The sequence below is a fragment of the Dactylosporangium sp. NPDC051087 genome (assembly GCF_055586325.1).
Window position 1 is genome coordinate 16059 of record NZ_JBVJIJ010000033.1, and the last position, 15086, is coordinate 31144.

Below are 15086 nucleotides of genomic sequence, written 5' to 3' on the forward strand. Positions count from 1 at the left end.
GCTCACCCGTGCGGTAGGTCGTGACGTCATGTCAGCCGGACCGAGGAGACACTCATGCACGCGAAGATCGGTGATCGCATCATCGAGGAGGCACGCCAGGTCGGAGGCCACCGGCGTATCGGCGTGATCATCTCACTGCGGCACGAGGACGGCACACCGCCGTACGTCGTGCGGTGGCTCGACGACGGTCACCAGACGATGGTGTTCCCGGGGTCGGACTCCCGGATCGAGGCCGGATCCGCCACCGACTCCCCCACCTGGGACTGAGGTCCCGGTCGCGGGCGGCGCGGTGGCGTCAGCCGAACAGCTCCCCGGTGTCGATGATGTTGCGGGCCGGACGGCGGGGGCTCACCGGCAGCGGGGCGGGGTCGGGGTCGATCCCGGCGCGGAGCACGAGCTGCGGGTTGCCCGCGGGGTCGACGAGACCGGCGAGGAGCGCCCGGGCGCCGGGGATCTCGACGGCGCTGCTCATCGGCGACGCGGCCAGCCCCTGGGCGGTGGCGGCCAGCCACACCGCGCTGGTGGCCTCGCCCGCGGTGAGCCAGTCGGCCCGGCCGTCGTCGTCCGTGACGATGATCAGGTACTCGGTGCCGCGGTCGTCCTCCGGGCCCGGGTCGAGGGTCGCCTCGTCGCCGAGGACGAAGTCACGCAGCGGCACGGGCCGGTCGCCGGCCGACGGGACGGTGTCGCCCGGGACGCCGTCCGCGCTGCCCGGCTCGCGGTGCGTCCACTCGTACTGCTCGGCGACGCGCCGCTCGTCCTTCGCGCCGATGATCTGCGCGCGCTCGGTCGCGTGCGCCAGGTATCCGATGTCGTCGGGGGTCATGCGGTACAGGCGGGCGTGTTCGGCTTCGGCCGCCGCGCTCAGCCTGGCCAGCTCGTCGGCGTTCACCGCGCGGGTCGGGCCGAAGCGGCGCCGGTCGGTGTGCCGGCGGCGTATGGCGCGGTACGCGATCCGGTCGTCGGGCTCCGCCGGTCGTTCGCGGCCGGCCCGTATCCGGGCGAGGAGGGCCGGGCGGTCCGGGTCGGGCAGGCGGTCCGTCACCGGCTCGAAACCGCCGGCCGCCAGGGCGACCCGGGCGTGGTGCAGGGCGGCGCCGCAGCTGAGCGTCAGCAGGCGTCCCTGCGGGTCGATCGCGCCGAGCTGCCGGGTCGTGTCCGCGTACAGGTCGAGCACGTTGTCGTGGATGTGCCACCGCCAGGGCTGGGTGTTCAGGATCGACGGCGCGTGACCGGCCTCCTCGGCGGCGAGGTGCAGCGCCGCCGTCTGCGCCGGAAGCGCCGGGTTCTCGGGTGTCGTGGTCATCGCGGGGTCTCCAGGGTGGACGGTGTCGGCGGGGCGGCGTCGGCCCGGCCGGCGAACCAGTAGTAGCCGTCGCTGTCGCGGCCGGCCAGGTCGCCGGAGCGGTACCAGCCGCCGGCGAAGCACCGCTCGTAGCGGGCGTCGTCGTCCAGGTAGCCGCGGAACATCGACGGCCAGCCGGGCCGCAGGGCGAGCTCGCCGACCGTGTCGGGCCGGTCGATCACGGTGCCGGCGCCGTCCCGCGCGCGGGGGTGCCCGTCCCCGCGGGGTGCAGCAGGCCGACCTCGACGCCCGGCACGGGCAGTCCCATGGCGCCGGGCCGGATGTCGACGCCGGCGAAGTTGCTGATCATGATGGCGCCCGTCTCGGTCTGCCACCACGTGTCGTGCACCGGTTGTCCGAGCGCCCGCGTCCCCCACAGCACGGCCTCGGCGCCGAGCGGACCGCCGCCCGAGGCGACGAGCCGCAGTGCGGACAGGTCGTGCCGCGCGGCCGGCTCGGTGCCGTCTCCCATCAGCGTCCGCACCGTGGGCGGCGTGGTGTAGCAGACCGTGACCCGGTGCCGGGAGACGTTGGTGTACCACCGTTCGGCGTCGAGGTCGCCGGCGTCGACCAGGACGGTGACGCCGTGGGTCAGCGGGGCGATGACGCCATAGGCGGTTCCGGTCATGTCCCCGGGATCGGCGGTGCACCAGAAGACGTCGTCCGGCTGGAGGTCGAGGGCGTAGAGCCCGGTCGCGTGGTGCGCGGCCACCGCCTCGTGCGCGTGGAACACGCCCTTGGGCGGTCCCGTGGTGCCGCGGGTGAACTGCAGCATCGCCGTCCGCCGGCCGTCGGTGGGTGGCACGGTGAAGCGGTCGTCCGCCGCCGCCATGGCCCGTTCCAGGCCGACGCCACCGGCGGGCAACCGGTCCCCGGCGGCCAGCACGTGGCGCAGCGCCGGCAGCTCCGCGCGGACGGGCGCCACCTTCCGCTCGTACAGGTCGGCGGTCGTGACGAGCGTGGTCGCGTTGCCCAGCACCAGCCGCTGCCGGATCTCCTCCGTCGTCGCCGCCGGGGACAGCGGCGCCAGCACCGCGGTGTACTTCAGCGTGCCCAGCGCCGTGACGTACAGATCCGGCCCGGGTTCCAGGAGCGCGAACACGCGGTCGCCGGGTGCGACGCCGAGCGCGGCGAGCGCGTTGGCGAAGCGGTTGGTCTGCCGCATCAGCTCGCCGTAGGTCACGTCCCGCTGTCCGCCGCGACGGTCGAGGCAGCGCAGCGCCACGGCGTCCGCACGGCCGTCGCGGACGTGCCTGTCGACCGTTTCGCCGCCGATGTTCAGGCCGGGCCCGCCGGGCGTGCCGGCCAGCCAGCGTCGCGCCGCCGACCAGGTGAAGTCGTGCCGCACCCACCGGTAGTCGCTGATGTTGGCGTGGGCCACGACGGTCGCGGGCTTGGTGATCGGTGCGTACACCATCCGGGCTGCTTCCCCTCGACGGTCCGATGAAACCGCGGCGGCGCCCGGCCCCGGTCAATGGCGGGACGGGGCGCTATCGGCCGCTGGATGCCGCGATGCGTCGCGATGCCTGGTGAACGACCGCGACCGGACAGACCGCGCGGTGCACCAGGGACTGGCTCACGGAGCCGAGTATCAGCCTGCCGAGCCCGCCGCGGCCGTGCGCGCCGACGGCGAGCACCTGGGCACCGGCCGAGGCGTCGATGAGCGCCCGGCTCACCCGGCCGGAGACCGTGTCGAAGCGGGTGTCGACGGCGGGGTACAGCCTCCGCCAGCGGTCCAGTGAAGCGGCGAGCAGGCGCAGGTCCGCCTGGTGCGGATCGTCCGCGTCCTCGCCCGGCGGCACGTCGGCCGCCGGCTGCCGGTGGACGTGCACGGCGGTGAGACCGACCCCGCGGGCGGCCGCCTGCTCGAAGCCGAACCCGAGCGCGTCCTCGCCGTACCGGGATCCGTCGACGCCGACGACGACCCGGCCGGCGTTCGGTCCGTCCTGCCCGCCCCGCCTGCCCGGCGGCAGCAGCCCGCGGACCACGAGCACCGGGCAGCCGGCGTGCGCGGCGAGCTGCGTGGTGGTGGAGCCGACGAGCAGCGCGCCGAAGCCGCCGGCGCCGTGGCTGCCGACGACGATCAGCGCCGCGGCGCGGGCGGCGTCCAGCAGCGCCGGGACGGCCGGCTGGAGCGCCGTCACGCCGGTGACCCGGAGGTCGGGCCGCACCTGCAGCGCCTGCTCCGTCGCCTCGACGAGGACCCGGTGCGACACCTCCTTCGCCTGCTGCAGGTAGGTGTCGTTCTCCACCTGACCGGTGAACTGCCGCGGGTAGGCGAACTGCTGCCAGTCGAACTCGGCGTGCAGCAGGTACAGGCGCCGGTGCCGGCGGCCGGCGTCGGCCGCCGCCCACCGCACGGCCAGGGCGCTGCCCGGTGCGCCGCCGACCCCGACGACGACGCTCCCGGGTTCGATCGACGGCAGGCTCATGGCGACGACCCCCATTCGCCACCGGTGGCTCCGTGCCGCTCCACCGGTTCACCGACGACCTCGACGACCTCGACGGCCGCCCGCCTCGGTGCCCGCCGGGGCGCGGGTCCCGGACCGGGGACGCCGATCCGGACGCCGACGGCGGGATAGCCGACGTTGCCCAGCATGCGCCGCAGCATCAGCCGCGCGGCGCGGACCTCGACGAGGTCGCTCATCGCGGACGTCGCCAACCGCTCGGCGGTCGCTGTCAGCAGGACCGCGGACAGCGCCTCGCCCGCCACCAGCCAGCCCTCCGGCTCGTCCAGGTCGATGACGATCAGCCCGTAGCAGGCGCTGCGGTCCACCTGCTCGGCGCCGCTGTAGATGCTCGGGCCGACGTCGGCGCCGGTGAAGTCGCGGATCGGCACCGGCCGGGCGCCCAAGGCCTCCGTCGTGTTCAGCGGTACGCCCTCGCCGACCTCGATCCGGACCCCGGTCCAGGCGGCGAGCTGGGCGCGGTACGCGGGGTCGGCGCGCTCGGCGGCGGCGGCGTGCCCGGCGGCGACGGTCATGGTGGTGAGGTCCTGCGGCCGGATGAGCTGCAGGTGCGCGCCCTTGGCGCACGCGGCGGCGCGGAGGCGGTCGATGGTCCGCTCGGGGACCCTGGTCTCGGCGAACGGCCGCCGGTCGGTGCGCCGGACCGTGAGGGCCCGCCGGAGCCGTTGCGCTTCCGGTGACCACGCCTGAGGGCCGGTGTAGCGCAGGATCGCCAAAAGGTCAGGGTCGTCGGCGTGGGGCAGCCGGTCGACGGCCACGCCGGCACCGGCCGCGGACAGCGCGACACAGGCATGGTGGAGCGCGACCCCGCAGCTGATGGTCAGCAGCCGCCCTTCCGGGTCGATCGGGCTCAGCTGCCGGCGACGGTCCGCGCGGAGCTCGGCGGTGTCGTGCTCGATCCGCCAGTGCCAGGGTTGGGAGTTCCAGATCGACGGTGCTCGCAGGGCGGTCGTGGCCGCGCGCGCAAGGATGCGGCTGGCCGGTTCCACCTGGACCGCCACGTCGTGGTCGGTGTGTCGGATCGTTGCCATGAGGATGTCCCTCCCGGAGTATCGGCCCGGGTCGGTCCCGGGTTGGCTCCGCATCGGCGCTGTCCTACTGCGGTCGGGTGGGTGCCAGCGACGGCTCCGGTTCCGGCTCGATGCCGTGGTACACCGGGTCCGGCGGCGTGCCCCCGCCGTGGACCATGTCGGCCAGCGCGCGTTCCATGCCCATGCAGGTGTCCTCGACGTAGTCGAGACCGACCTCGCCCGCGAGCGCCCGCGCCCGCTGGTTGGTGATGCCCAGCTGCAGCCAGATCGCCTTGGCGCCGGCGGCGGCCGCTTCCAGGACCAGTCCCTCGGCCTCCTCCGCCGGCCGGAAGACCTGCACCACGTCGACGCTTTCCGGGACGTCCGCCAGCCGCGCGTAGACGTGCTCACCGAACAGCTGGTGTGCGTGCGGATTGACCGGGACGATCCGCCAGCCCTGCTCCTGCAGCATCATCGGCACCCAGTGCGCGGGCTTCTGCGGGTCTCGTGAGGCTCCGACCACCGCGATCGTGTGGGCGTCGGCGAGCACCTGTCGTGGTGTGCGCATCGCACTCAACTCCTCGCTGTGAACATGATCAGCGATACCTCAAATGTGACACGACGCCGCCCGCGTCGTTCAGTGCCGAACGTCCCGGATCAGGGCGGGCGGACGGCATCGCCGGTGACCGGCGGACGGTCGTCACGCCGCCGCCCGGTGCACCGCCCGCGGGTCGTGGCGACGGTGCGGCCGGACCGTGCCGTGCGCGATGAGGGCGGGACAGACCATGCTGCGCAGCACCCGGTGCATGACCGAGGGCTTCGGGGGCTGGACCGCGTCGGTGGGGCACCGGGTGCCGAGCACCATGAGCATGGCCCACTGCGAGGCGGTGCTCAGACCTTCGACCGGGTCGCCCGGTTCGCTGCGCAGCTCCATCTCGACTGCGGGGTGGCGCGCACGCCACGGTTCGGCCGCCGCGGTCAGGGCCTCGTGCACGGCCGCCTCGTCAGCGGTCAGATCGGGCCCGTGGTGCTGGCCGTCGGCCGGGTGCCGGCCCGGCAGCCACAGCCGCGGGTGCTGCCAGGCCTGGATGACGACCAGTCGCCGGCTGCGGTTGGCGGCCTCCTCGAACGCGAGTCGCAGCGCCCGCTGGGCCGAGTCGGAGCCGTCGAACCCTACGACGACGGGGCCGGTCCGGGGCAGCACCGCGAACGGGTCGGCCCACCGGTCCGCCCCGTGGACCACCAGCACCGGACACTCCGCGCGCACGCACAGCGCGGTACACACGGAGCCCAGCGGCGCCGTCGTGTGCTTGTCGCGGCCGTGGCTGGCCACGACGACCAGCCGGGCGTGTTCCGCGTAGTGCCGCAGCACGTCCGCCGGGGCGCCGTGCTCGGTCACGCCGGTCGCGCAGACGCCGGGTCGCCACCGCACCGCCTCGTTCGCCGCCCGGACGGCGATGTCGGCGCTGTCCGCCGGTACGTCGCCGGCCGGCAGGGCGGGGTCGACCGCGTGGACGGCGAGCAGCTCCCGGGTGTGCTGGCAGGCCTCGTCCGCCGCCCAGCGCAGCGCACCGACGCTCGCCGCGGATCCGTCCACGCCGACGACTATGGGTCCGTACTGGTAACCCATGGTGCTTCTCCCTCGTCTTCCCCCCGCGCGGTGCCGTCGTGGTGGATGAGGACCGGGCACGCCGAGCGGCGCAGCAGATGCAGGCCGACCGAGCCGAGCAGCCACCCGCTGAACCCGCCGTGGCCACGGCTGCCGACGACGACCAGCTGCGCGTCCTGGGACCGGTGCGCGAGCACCGCGCCGGCGTCGCCGTCGACGGCCTGCAGCTCCCACCGCACGTCGGGGAAGCGGTCGCCGACCGCTGCGACGAGGCGGGTCGCCTCGGCGGTCAGCGAGCGGCGGACCTCGGCGACGTCGTACATCAGCGGCGGCGTGCCGACCGCGGTCTGCGTCTGCGGTGTCTCGATCACCCGCACCGCCAGCAGCGGGCAGCCACGCTGCCGCGCCTCGGCGAACGCCGAGGCCACCACCCGCCCCGCCTGCGGGGCGCTGTCGACGCCGACGAGCACGCCGCCGGCCGGGTGGACGCGGCCGCGCACGACGGTGACGGGGCACGTCGCGTGCGTGGCGACCTGCCGGCTGACCGAGCGGAGGACGGCTCCGGTGGCGGCGTGCCGGCCGCGGGTGCCGACCACCACCATGGCGGCCTCGGCACCGGCACGCAGCAGGGCCGCCGCGGGATGACCGGACGTCGCGGTGGCGGTTTCGACGGCGACGCCGGGCGCCGCGGTCGTGGCTTCCCGCGCCGCGACCCGCAGGATGTCGTCGGCGCGTTCCCGCGCCGGTCCGGCGAGCCCGGCGGCGGCCGCGAACGCCGTCAGCCGGGTCGGCCGGTGGCAGGCGACCACCATGCGCAACGGCACGCGGCGGCGATCGGCCTCGGCCGCCGCCCATCTGGCGGCCGCCAACGATGGTGCCGCGCCGTCCACTCCGACAACGATCGCCGCGCATTCCACGACGCTTCCCCGCTTCGTACAGGAAGGTTCACGCCGCCGCACGCGCCGCGCCACAGGCACGGTGTTGCGACCACGTTCGGATCCAGCCTGATCCGCCGGCGCCGGGGCGTGCCAGCACGCCGCGGCAAATCACCCGCGCCGGGTGAGCGACGCATGACGGCATCCGGCCCGCGGCACCTCAGGACACCGGCCCGCCCACCGGGTTCTCGTCGTCGGCCCGGGGGCGCACGTGGGCGTCAGGTCCCGGGAAGACGAGCGCATCGTGGCCGGTGTCGAGCCAGTGCACCCGGTACGGCGGGGTGTGGTCGGCGTGGCTGATCTCGGTGATGACACCGACCCGGCGGCCGTCGCCCAGACGAGCACCCTCGACGATCAGCCGGTCTCCGATGTTCGCCCGCATGATCGGTCCCTCCTCTGCTCACACCCGCCGGCGACCGCCGCGGGTTGCTGCGTTGGTCGGTTGGTCTCTTGGTCAACCGTGCGCCGCCGCCCGTGCCGATGCCAGGGTCTTGGGCCCCTGCCGGGGGATGAAACCCGCGCGCCCGTCCCTCATGGTCGTTCGGCCCTGGTACCGTCGCCCGCGCGGCGGGATGGTGGAGGTGCGGCCCACGGTCGACGAGGAGGACCGCCATGAACACCGCAGAACGGCCTCCGGCGGCCAGCCGGATCGGTGTCGGCGTCACGGAGACGCCGGGCGGCCTCGCCGCACTGTCGTGGGCGGTCGAGGAGACCGCGGCCCGCGGTGCGACGCTGACCGTCTGCCATGTGCGGCACCACGGCGGACCGCACGGCACGGCCCCCGCTCCCGGCGCCGGCCTCGCCGAGCTCGAGCTGACGGAGCCGGCGCTGGCACGGCACATCAGGGCGGCACGGCAACGCCTCGAGCACAGCTGCACCGTGTGGCTGCCGCACGGCGACACCGTGGAGGCGCTGCTCGAGCTGTCCTGCCGGCTGGACCTGCTCGTCGTCGGCGCGCACGACGGCGGTGACCCGCTGCACCACGCGGTGCCGACCAGGCTCGCCGCCCGGTCGGCCTGCCCGGTGGTGGTCGTCCGGCCGGCGCCCGTCCGCCCCGCCGGCCCGTTCGCCGGTCACGTCGTGGTCGGCGCCGACGGTTCCGCGGCGTCCGCGGCGGCGTTGCGCGCCGGGTTCGCCCACGCCGAGCTGCACCGCGTGCCGCTGGCCGTGGTCGAGGTCGACGGCCGCCCGCCGGGCGACGACTACTGGGTCGACGACCGGTTCCTGGAGACGCACTTCGCCACGGTGCCCGCACCGCTGGAGTCGCTCGCGGGCCAGGTCGAGCCGTTCATGACCCGGCACCCGGCGGTCGCCGTGAAACGCGGCGTCTACGGCGGCGACCCGGTGACCGGGTTGCGCCGTGCCGCCGCCGGAGCCGCGTTGCTGGTCCTCGGGCGGCACGGCCGGCCGCGCCCGGCGGTGCTCCGGCTGGGCTCGGTGAGCAGGGAGTTCGCCGAGCACGGCGACGGCGTGGTGGAGATCGTCCCCGAGGACCCGGCGCGCTGAGGCCGCCACATCTCTGGAGGGAGTTCCCGTGAAGGAGCACAAGCACGACGTGGTCGTCGGCGTCGACGGCTCACCGGAGAGCCTGGCGGCCGTGGACTGGGCCGCCTGGGACGCCGCACGGCGGGGCCGCCGGCTGCACATCCTGCACGCGTGCGCGTGGCCCGCCGTCCACCCGCCGTTCGGCGCCCACCGGACGCCCGCGCTGGACAAGCTCGTCCGGGACACCGCCGAGACCGTCGTCGGCATCGCCGTCGCCCGCGCGCGCGACGTCGCGTCCCAGCTGCCGATCACCACCGCGACACCCGTCGAGCCGGCCGGTGCCGCGCTGGTGCACGCCTCCGAGCAGGCCGGCACGGTGGTGGTCGGCAGCCGCGGCCTGGGTGGCTTCAGCGGTCTGCTGCTCGGGTCCGTCGGCGTGCAGGTGGCCGCGCACGCCGCCGGCCCGGTCGTCGTGGTCCGCCGGGACGACACCGCCGGCACGACCGACGGCGGCGAGGCGGGCCGGGTCGTCGTCGGCGTCGACGGGTCCCACGACGCCGACCGTGCGTTGCGGTTCGCGTTCGAGCAGGCGTCCTTCCGCGGTGCCGGGCTGACCGCGGTCCACACGTACATCTGGCCCAACGCGACCGGCCCCGGCGACATGCTGCCGCTCGTCTACGACACCGAGGACCTGCTCGACGACGAGCGGCGGGCGCTGGCCGAGTCCATCGGCGGCTGGGCCGACAAGTACCCGGACGTCGACGTGCGCCGCCGCACGGCACGCGGCGGCGCCGCGGCGGTCCTCAGGCGCCTCTCGCACGGCGCCGAGCTGATGGTCGTCGGCTCCAGGGGCGTGGGCGGCTTCACCGGGCTGCTGCTGGGCTCCGTCAGCCAGGCGTTGCTGCACCACGCCGCCTGCCCGGTCGCGGTGGTGCGGTAGTCCGGCGGCCCAGGGTGCCTCGGGGTGCCTCGGGGTGCCTCGGGGTGCCTCGGGGTGCCTCGGGGTGCCGCAGGGTGCCGCAGGGTGCCCGCCGCCCGCCCCGGCGGTCAGGCCGGCGGGGTCAGGACGGCGGCCCCCCGGACCCGGTCGCCGGCGAGGTCGGCGAGTGCCTCGTCCGCCGCCGTCAACGGGTACGGCGTGATGCTGACCCGCAGCGGGTGCTCCTGCGCGAACGCCAGGAAGTCGCGGCCGTCCTGGCGGGTGTTGGCGGTGACGCTGCGCAGCGTCCGTTCCTGGAACAGGTGCTCGGCGTAGCGCAGCACCGGAATGTCCGTGAGGTGGATGCCGGCCACCGCGAGGGTGCCGCCGCGGTCCAGCGCCGACAACGCGACCGGCACCAGCTCGCCGACGGGGGCGAACAGGATCGCGGCGTCCAGCGGCTCCGGTGGCGCGCCGGCGGCGTCGCCCGCGGACGCGGCGCCGAGCTCCAGCGCCAGCTGCCTGGCCTCGGCCGAGCGGGTCAGCACGTGCACCCTCGTGCCCTGCGCGATCGCGACCTGCGCCGCGAGGTGCGCCGACGCGCCGAAGCCGTACAGGCCGAGCCGTCCTCCCGGCGGCACCTCCGCCCGGCGCAGGGCCCGGAAGCCGATGATCCCGGCGCACAGCAGCGGGGCGGCGTGCGCGTCGTCGTAGCGCGGCGGCAGCCGGTACACGAACGCCGCCGGTGCGACGCAGTGCTCGGCGAAGCCCCCGTCGGCGTGCCAGCCGGTGTACCGCGACGACGGGCACAGGTTCTCCGAGCCGGAGCGGCAGTAGACGCAGACGCCGCAGGTGTGCCGCAGCCACGCCACGCCCACCCGCTCCCCCACCCGCAGGTCGCCGGCGTCCGGTCCGAGCCGCTCGACGTCACCGACGACCTCGTGGCCGGGCACCACGCCGGGGCGGTACGGCGGAAGGTCCCCTTCGGCCAGGTGCAGGTCCGTGCGGCAGACCGCGCACGCACGGACCCGCACCAGGACCTCGCCCGGCCCCGGCTCGGGCACCGGCGACTGCGTCATCCGCAGCGGGCGCTGCCCGATGGGGCCCGGCCGCTCGACCCGCCACGCGGTCATCCGTTGGGTCATCCGGCGTACCTGCCCTCCCGGACGCACACCATGCACACCCGGGCACACCCCGCCCGCCGGCGGGACCTTCGTCCCGTGCCGACGGGCCCGCCGGACCTGGCCGGCCCGCGGCGGGGAGCGGATGGTTGGTGGTGGGGACGACGGTGGCGGTGCGCGCCGCCCGCGACATCACCCGGGCACTGCCCGGTCGCCGTCGTCCGCGAGCCACGGTGACCCGGCGGCCAACCGACCGTGAGGAGGGTCGACGATGACGAAGCACGTCCTGGTCTGCTACGACGGTTCCGCCGCCGCGAACGCCGCACTGCGGGCCGGCACGCAGCTGCTGCCGGACGCGCACGCCTGGATCGCGTACCTGTGGACGCCACCGTTCGCCGAGGAGGATCTGCGCCGGCGGTTGTGGACCGGCAGGCAGCACATCGAGGCGTTCGTCGAGGCGGTGGGCGTCGAGGGGGCGTGGCGGGCCGACCAGGTCGCGGCCACCGGGGTCACGCTCGCCCGTGCCGAGGGCTGGCGGGCCGAGGCCGTCGCCCGGCCCACCGCGGGCGGCGAGGGGTTCGAGCTGGCCAGGACCGCCGCCACCCTGCAGCCCGACATGGTCGTCGTCGGCTCCCGTGGCCTCGGCGGCGTCCGCGCGGTCCTCGGCAGCGTCTCCGACGTCCTCGTGCACTACAGCCCGAAGCCGGTGCTGGTCGTGCCGTATCCGATGCTCATGCGGGACGCCACGGCGATCGCCGGTGGACCGGTCGTCGTCGGCTGGGACGGCTCACCGGGCGCCGCGGCCGCGGTCGTGGCCGCCGACCGGCTGCTGCCGGAGCGGGAGATGGTGCTCGTGTCGGTGCACGACAGGGCCGAGGAGTGGCCGTCGGGACCGCCGCCGGACGGGGCCCGCTCCGTCACCCCGGTGCTGGTCCGGCCGGGGCACGGGACACCGGGCCGGGCCGTCGCCGACGCGCTCGGCGGACACGCGTCGGACCGGTCGGCGGCGCTGGTCGTCGTCGGCTCGCGAGGGCGTTCGGCGGCGCAGGAGATCATGCTCGGCAGCGTGGCGATGGCCACCCTGCACCACGCTCACCGGCCGGTCCTGGTCGTCCCGCAGGCCCAGGACGAGCCGACCGGCGCGCCGGCGGAGCACGCCTGAACGGCGCGCCGAGGTGCCGGTCGCCGCGCGAACCCGTGGCACGGGACCATCGGCCCTTCCGGCCGGCGCGGCGCCGGACGACCGTGGAAGGTGCACCGCCCGTCACGACGTGAAGGAGCCCGACATGACCATCATCGAACGGCCGGTGATCGTGGGCGTGGACGGTTCGCCCGCGGCGCTCGGCGCCGTCCGCTGGGCCGCCGACGAGGCGGTCCAGCTCGGCCGCCCGCTGCGCATCACGCACGCGCTCGGTGTCCCCGGCCCGCCCGGGGAGATCACCGACGAGCAGGGGCTGGTCCTGGACGCCGCGGTCGAGGCCCGGCACTGGTATCCGGGCCTGCACGTGACGACGTCGACGTGGTACGGGCAGCCCGCGCACGCGCTGCGGGAGCAGTCCCGGCACGCTGAGCTGCTCGTCGTCGGCAGCCGGGGGCACGGTGGCTTCCACTCGCTGCTCGTCGGCTCCGTCGGCATGCATCTGGCCCAGCACGCGCACTGCCCCGTCCTGGTCGTGCACCACGCCGAGCGCTGGGCGGGGCCGGAGTCCCAGCTGCCGTCCGGCCCGCCGGTCGTCGTCGGCGCCGACGGGTCCGCCGGCGCCCTGCTCGCGATGGAGACCGCGTTCGGCGAGGCGTCGGCGCGCCGGGTGCCACTGGTCGCGGTGCGGGTGTGGCAGCAGCCGTCGGGCCGGCTGGTCCGCCGCCCCGACCCGGAGAGGCTGGCCGCCGAGCTCGACGCGGAACTGGAGCGGTTGCGGGCGAAGGACCCCTCCGTCGAGGTCGAGATCCGGGTGCGGCAGGGCCCGACGGTGCCGGTGCTGCTGGACGAGGCGAAGGACGCGCTGATGATCGTGCTCGGCGCCCGTGGTTTCGGCGGCTTCACCGGCCTGCAGCTCGGCGCGGTCACCCAGCACGTGGTCGAGCACGCGGAGACCCTGGTGCTCGTCGTCAGGCACTGACGGCCGCCCGCGCCGCGGCCGCCCGCTCGGAGGAGGATTGCGATGGACCCGCGGATCGTTGTCGGTTACGACGGATCGGTCGAGGCCCGTGACGCCGTCGACTGGGCCGCGACCGAGGCCGGACGCACCGGCGCCCGGCTGTACATCGTCCACGCCTTCCAGTTCGCCTGGCCCGGCGCGGAGTACGACGGACCGGTCGAGGAGATGACCGCCGAGGCACAGGACCGCGGTGACGCGCTCATCGCCGAGGCCGTCGAGCGGCTGCGAAGACGCGGCACCGGCGTCGAGGTCGTCGGCACCGCGGTCCACGCCGCGCCCGCACCGACGCTGATCGGGCTCGGCGACGAGGGCGCCCGCCTGATCGTCGTCGGCAACCGCGGCCGTGGCGGGCTCACCCACCTGCTGCTCGGGTCGGTCAGCCAGCAGGTGGCCACGCACGCGCGCACCCCCGTCGTCGTCGTGCGCGGCCAGGCCACGGCCGGCGGCCCCGTGGTCGCCGGTGTCGACGGATCCCCCAGCTCCGACGCCGCGCTGGGCGTCGCGTTCGAGGCCGCGCGGCTGCGCGGGACCCGGGTGCGCGCCGTCCGCGCCTACACGCCACCCGCGGTCACCGCGCTGCCGTACGCCATGGTCGAGACCACGGAACAGCAGCTGCTGGAGGCGTCGGTGGCCGGCTGGAAGGAGAAGTACCCCGATGTCGCGCTGGAGACCCGGCTCGTCGACGGCCGGACCGCGCAGGCGTTGCTGGACGCGTCCCACACCGCCGAACTCGTCGTCGTGGGCAGCCGGGGCCACGGCGGGTTCACGGGTCTGCTGCTCGGCTCCGTGGGGCTGCAGCTGATGCACCACGCCGGGTGCCCGGTGCTCATCGTGCACGCACCTCGACCTTCCTGACACCGGCGGCGCCGTTCATGACGCGTGCCGGGCTCGGCCGGTGCTGTGGTTCACCCTCGTCGCGGCCGCCCTGAGCGCGGCCGGCCTCACCGGCCTGCGGCGCAGGCCGTAGGTCCCGCAGCCGCGGGCCTCGTGGCTCTACCCGCGCACCGGCCGGGCCACGTTGTCTGGAGACAGACCACCACACGACGGTTGAGGTGAGACCGATGATCACCGCACACGACCTGCTCGCCGGGCATCCGTTCATGGCCGGCGTGCCGGACCGGTTCCTGGAGCGAATGGCGCACTACTCGCACCGCGTGACGATCCACGCCGGCACCCGCCTCTTCAGCGAGGGCGGGCGGGCCGACCGGTTCTGGCTCATCCGCGACGGCCTGGTCAGTCTCGACACGCACCTGCCGGGCCGCGGCAACGTCGTCCTGGAGACCATCGGCGCGGGACAGGTGCTCGGCTGGTCGTGGTTGTTCCCACCGTACCGCTGGCACTTCGGCGCCACGGCCGACACACCCGTCCTGGCGATCTGCTTCGACGGCGCGGGCATCCGTGCGCTGTGCGCCGCGGAGCCGGAGCTCGGCTACGAGCTGACCAGGCGCCTCATCGAGGTCGTCGTCGAGCGCATGCAGGCGACCCGGTTGCGGATGCTCGATCTGTACCGGCCGCCGGAGCCGGAGCGGTGACGCGGGTACCGTTGGAGCCGGCACGCCTTCAAGCAGAGCAGTGGCCCGCGGAGCTTTCCGGTCGCCGCGGCGGCCATCGGGACCGCCGGCATGGGCGGGCATCGTGTCCCCGGTCCGGATCGCCTTCCCGCGCGGCGCCGCGCCCGCCGAGGTTGCCCTGGAGGTGACCGCCGAGCGGCACGCCCGACTTCCCGACTGGAGGAGATCATGGACACGACCAGGCGCTGGACGGTGGATCTGTTCATCGGCGAGACCGAGGGGCGCACCTACGCCGAGGCCCGGCTGCACACCAACGACGACACCCACCTGCTCGGCATCGGCCGGGCCCGGCTCAACCCGGCCGACGAGAACGTGCCGGAGATCGGTGACGAGCTCGCCGTGGCCCGCGCGCTCAACGATCTCGGCCACCGGCTGCTGCTCACGGCGGTGGCCGACATCCAGGCCCTGACGGAGGAGCGCGTGCAGCTGAACGCGTGACCTCACCGGCGGTCCGCACGCCGCAC

17 protein-coding genes and 2 pseudogenes are annotated in these 15086 nt (G+C 75.4%); 9 read left to right on the forward strand and 10 right to left on the reverse strand.

All coding sequences use genetic code 11. From position 1 onward, the window contains the following. The first annotated feature begins 54 nt into the window (after window positions 1–54). Entirely contained in the window at window positions 55–267 is a 213-nt protein-coding gene (locus tag ACZ6TV_RS44705; protein WP_465305793.1) for a DUF1918 domain-containing protein, read from the forward strand. A gap of 28 nt (window positions 268–295) precedes the next feature. Here the strand turns inward: ACZ6TV_RS44705 and ACZ6TV_RS44710 are convergent, their stop codons facing one another. From ACZ6TV_RS44710 to ACZ6TV_RS44750, 9 genes and pseudogenes are all read right to left on the reverse strand, one after another. Continuing rightward, window positions 296–1306 carry an Acg family FMN-binding oxidoreductase gene (locus ACZ6TV_RS44710; protein WP_465305795.1) on the reverse strand — a complete coding sequence of 337 codons (1011 nt, stop codon included), beginning with the start codon at window positions 1304–1306 and terminating at the stop codon, window positions 296–298. Further along, a complete protein-coding gene (locus tag ACZ6TV_RS44715) occupies window positions 1303–1527 on the reverse strand; it encodes a hypothetical protein (RefSeq protein ID WP_465305797.1) in 225 nt (74 codons plus the stop codon). Before ACZ6TV_RS44715 ends, ACZ6TV_RS44710 begins: the two co-directional genes overlap by 4 nt. Further along, on the reverse strand, window positions 1524–2762 hold the full coding sequence (locus tag ACZ6TV_RS44720; RefSeq protein WP_465305799.1) for an AMP-binding protein: 1239 nt from the start codon (window positions 2760–2762) through the stop codon (window positions 1524–1526). Before ACZ6TV_RS44720 ends, ACZ6TV_RS44715 begins: the two co-directional genes overlap by 4 nt. Before the next feature lie 73 nt (window positions 2763–2835). Next, window positions 2836–3777, reverse strand: coding sequence for a universal stress protein (locus ACZ6TV_RS44725; protein ID WP_465305801.1), 942 nt, complete (start codon window positions 3775–3777; stop codon window positions 2836–2838). Then, entirely contained in the window at window positions 3774–4844 is a 1071-nt protein-coding gene (locus tag ACZ6TV_RS44730; RefSeq protein ID WP_465305803.1) for an Acg family FMN-binding oxidoreductase, read from the reverse strand. The genes ACZ6TV_RS44725 and ACZ6TV_RS44730 overlap by 4 nt, the downstream gene beginning before the upstream one ends. A 142-nt stretch (window positions 4845–4986) precedes the next feature. Continuing rightward, window positions 4987–5391 (reverse strand): annotated as a pseudogene (locus ACZ6TV_RS44735) (CoA-binding protein); the annotation flags it as partial. Window positions 5392–5523: 132 nt separating this feature from the next. After that, the gene (locus tag ACZ6TV_RS44740; protein WP_465305805.1) at window positions 5524–6420 is read right to left on the reverse strand and encodes a universal stress protein; all 897 of its coding nucleotides are present in this window, start codon (window positions 6418–6420) and stop codon (window positions 5524–5526) included. Between the two features lie 8 nt (window positions 6421–6428). Next, on the reverse strand, window positions 6429–7409 hold the full coding sequence (locus ACZ6TV_RS44745) for a universal stress protein (RefSeq protein ID WP_465305807.1): 981 nt from the start codon (window positions 7407–7409) through the stop codon (window positions 6429–6431). 118 nt (window positions 7410–7527) lie between these two features. Beyond that, window positions 7528–7749 carry a DUF1918 domain-containing protein gene (locus tag ACZ6TV_RS44750; protein ID WP_465305809.1) on the reverse strand — a complete coding sequence of 74 codons (222 nt, stop codon included), beginning with the start codon at window positions 7747–7749 and terminating at the stop codon, window positions 7528–7530. Between the two features lie 230 nt (window positions 7750–7979). Here ACZ6TV_RS44750 and ACZ6TV_RS44755 point away from each other — a divergent pair, with 230 nt between their 5' ends. Next, window positions 7980–8873, forward strand: a complete 894-nt coding sequence (locus tag ACZ6TV_RS44755; protein ID WP_465305811.1) for a universal stress protein — start codon at window positions 7980–7982, stop codon at window positions 8871–8873. A 28-nt stretch (window positions 8874–8901) separates the two neighbouring features. Continuing rightward, complete coding sequence (locus tag ACZ6TV_RS44760) at window positions 8902–9792, forward strand: universal stress protein (protein ID WP_465305813.1); 891 nt, start codon at window positions 8902–8904, stop codon at window positions 9790–9792. Window positions 9793–9899: 107 nt separating this feature from the next. Here the strand turns inward: ACZ6TV_RS44760 and ACZ6TV_RS44765 are convergent, their stop codons facing one another. Continuing rightward, complete coding sequence (locus tag ACZ6TV_RS44765) at window positions 9900–10916, reverse strand: zinc-dependent alcohol dehydrogenase family protein (RefSeq protein ID WP_465305815.1); 1017 nt, start codon at window positions 10914–10916, stop codon at window positions 9900–9902. A 247-nt stretch (window positions 10917–11163) separates the two neighbouring features. Between ACZ6TV_RS44765 and ACZ6TV_RS44770 the strand changes: the two genes are divergently transcribed. The 6 genes and pseudogenes from ACZ6TV_RS44770 to ACZ6TV_RS44795 all read left to right on the forward strand — a co-directional run bounded on the left by ACZ6TV_RS44770 (window position 11164) and on the right by ACZ6TV_RS44795 (window position 15060). After that, complete coding sequence (locus ACZ6TV_RS44770; RefSeq protein ID WP_465305817.1) at window positions 11164–12054, forward strand: universal stress protein; 891 nt, start codon at window positions 11164–11166, stop codon at window positions 12052–12054. 124 nt (window positions 12055–12178) lie between these two features. Next, window positions 12179–13012 (forward strand): universal stress protein, encoded by an 834-nt coding sequence (locus ACZ6TV_RS44775; protein ID WP_465305819.1) that lies wholly within the window; start codon window positions 12179–12181, stop codon window positions 13010–13012. Between the two features lie 42 nt (window positions 13013–13054). After that, window positions 13055–13471 (forward strand): annotated as a pseudogene (locus ACZ6TV_RS44780) (universal stress protein); the annotation flags it as partial. A gap of 30 nt (window positions 13472–13501) precedes the next feature. Beyond that, complete coding sequence (locus ACZ6TV_RS44785) at window positions 13502–13906, forward strand: universal stress protein (protein WP_465305969.1); 405 nt, start codon at window positions 13502–13504, stop codon at window positions 13904–13906. A 206-nt stretch (window positions 13907–14112) separates the two neighbouring features. After that, complete coding sequence (locus ACZ6TV_RS44790) at window positions 14113–14583, forward strand: Crp/Fnr family transcriptional regulator (RefSeq protein WP_465305821.1); 471 nt, start codon at window positions 14113–14115, stop codon at window positions 14581–14583. 207 nt (window positions 14584–14790) lie between these two features. Continuing rightward, window positions 14791–15060 carry a DUF1876 domain-containing protein gene (locus tag ACZ6TV_RS44795; protein WP_465305823.1) on the forward strand — a complete coding sequence of 90 codons (270 nt, stop codon included), beginning with the start codon at window positions 14791–14793 and terminating at the stop codon, window positions 15058–15060. Window positions 15061–15086: the final 26 nt, after the last annotated feature.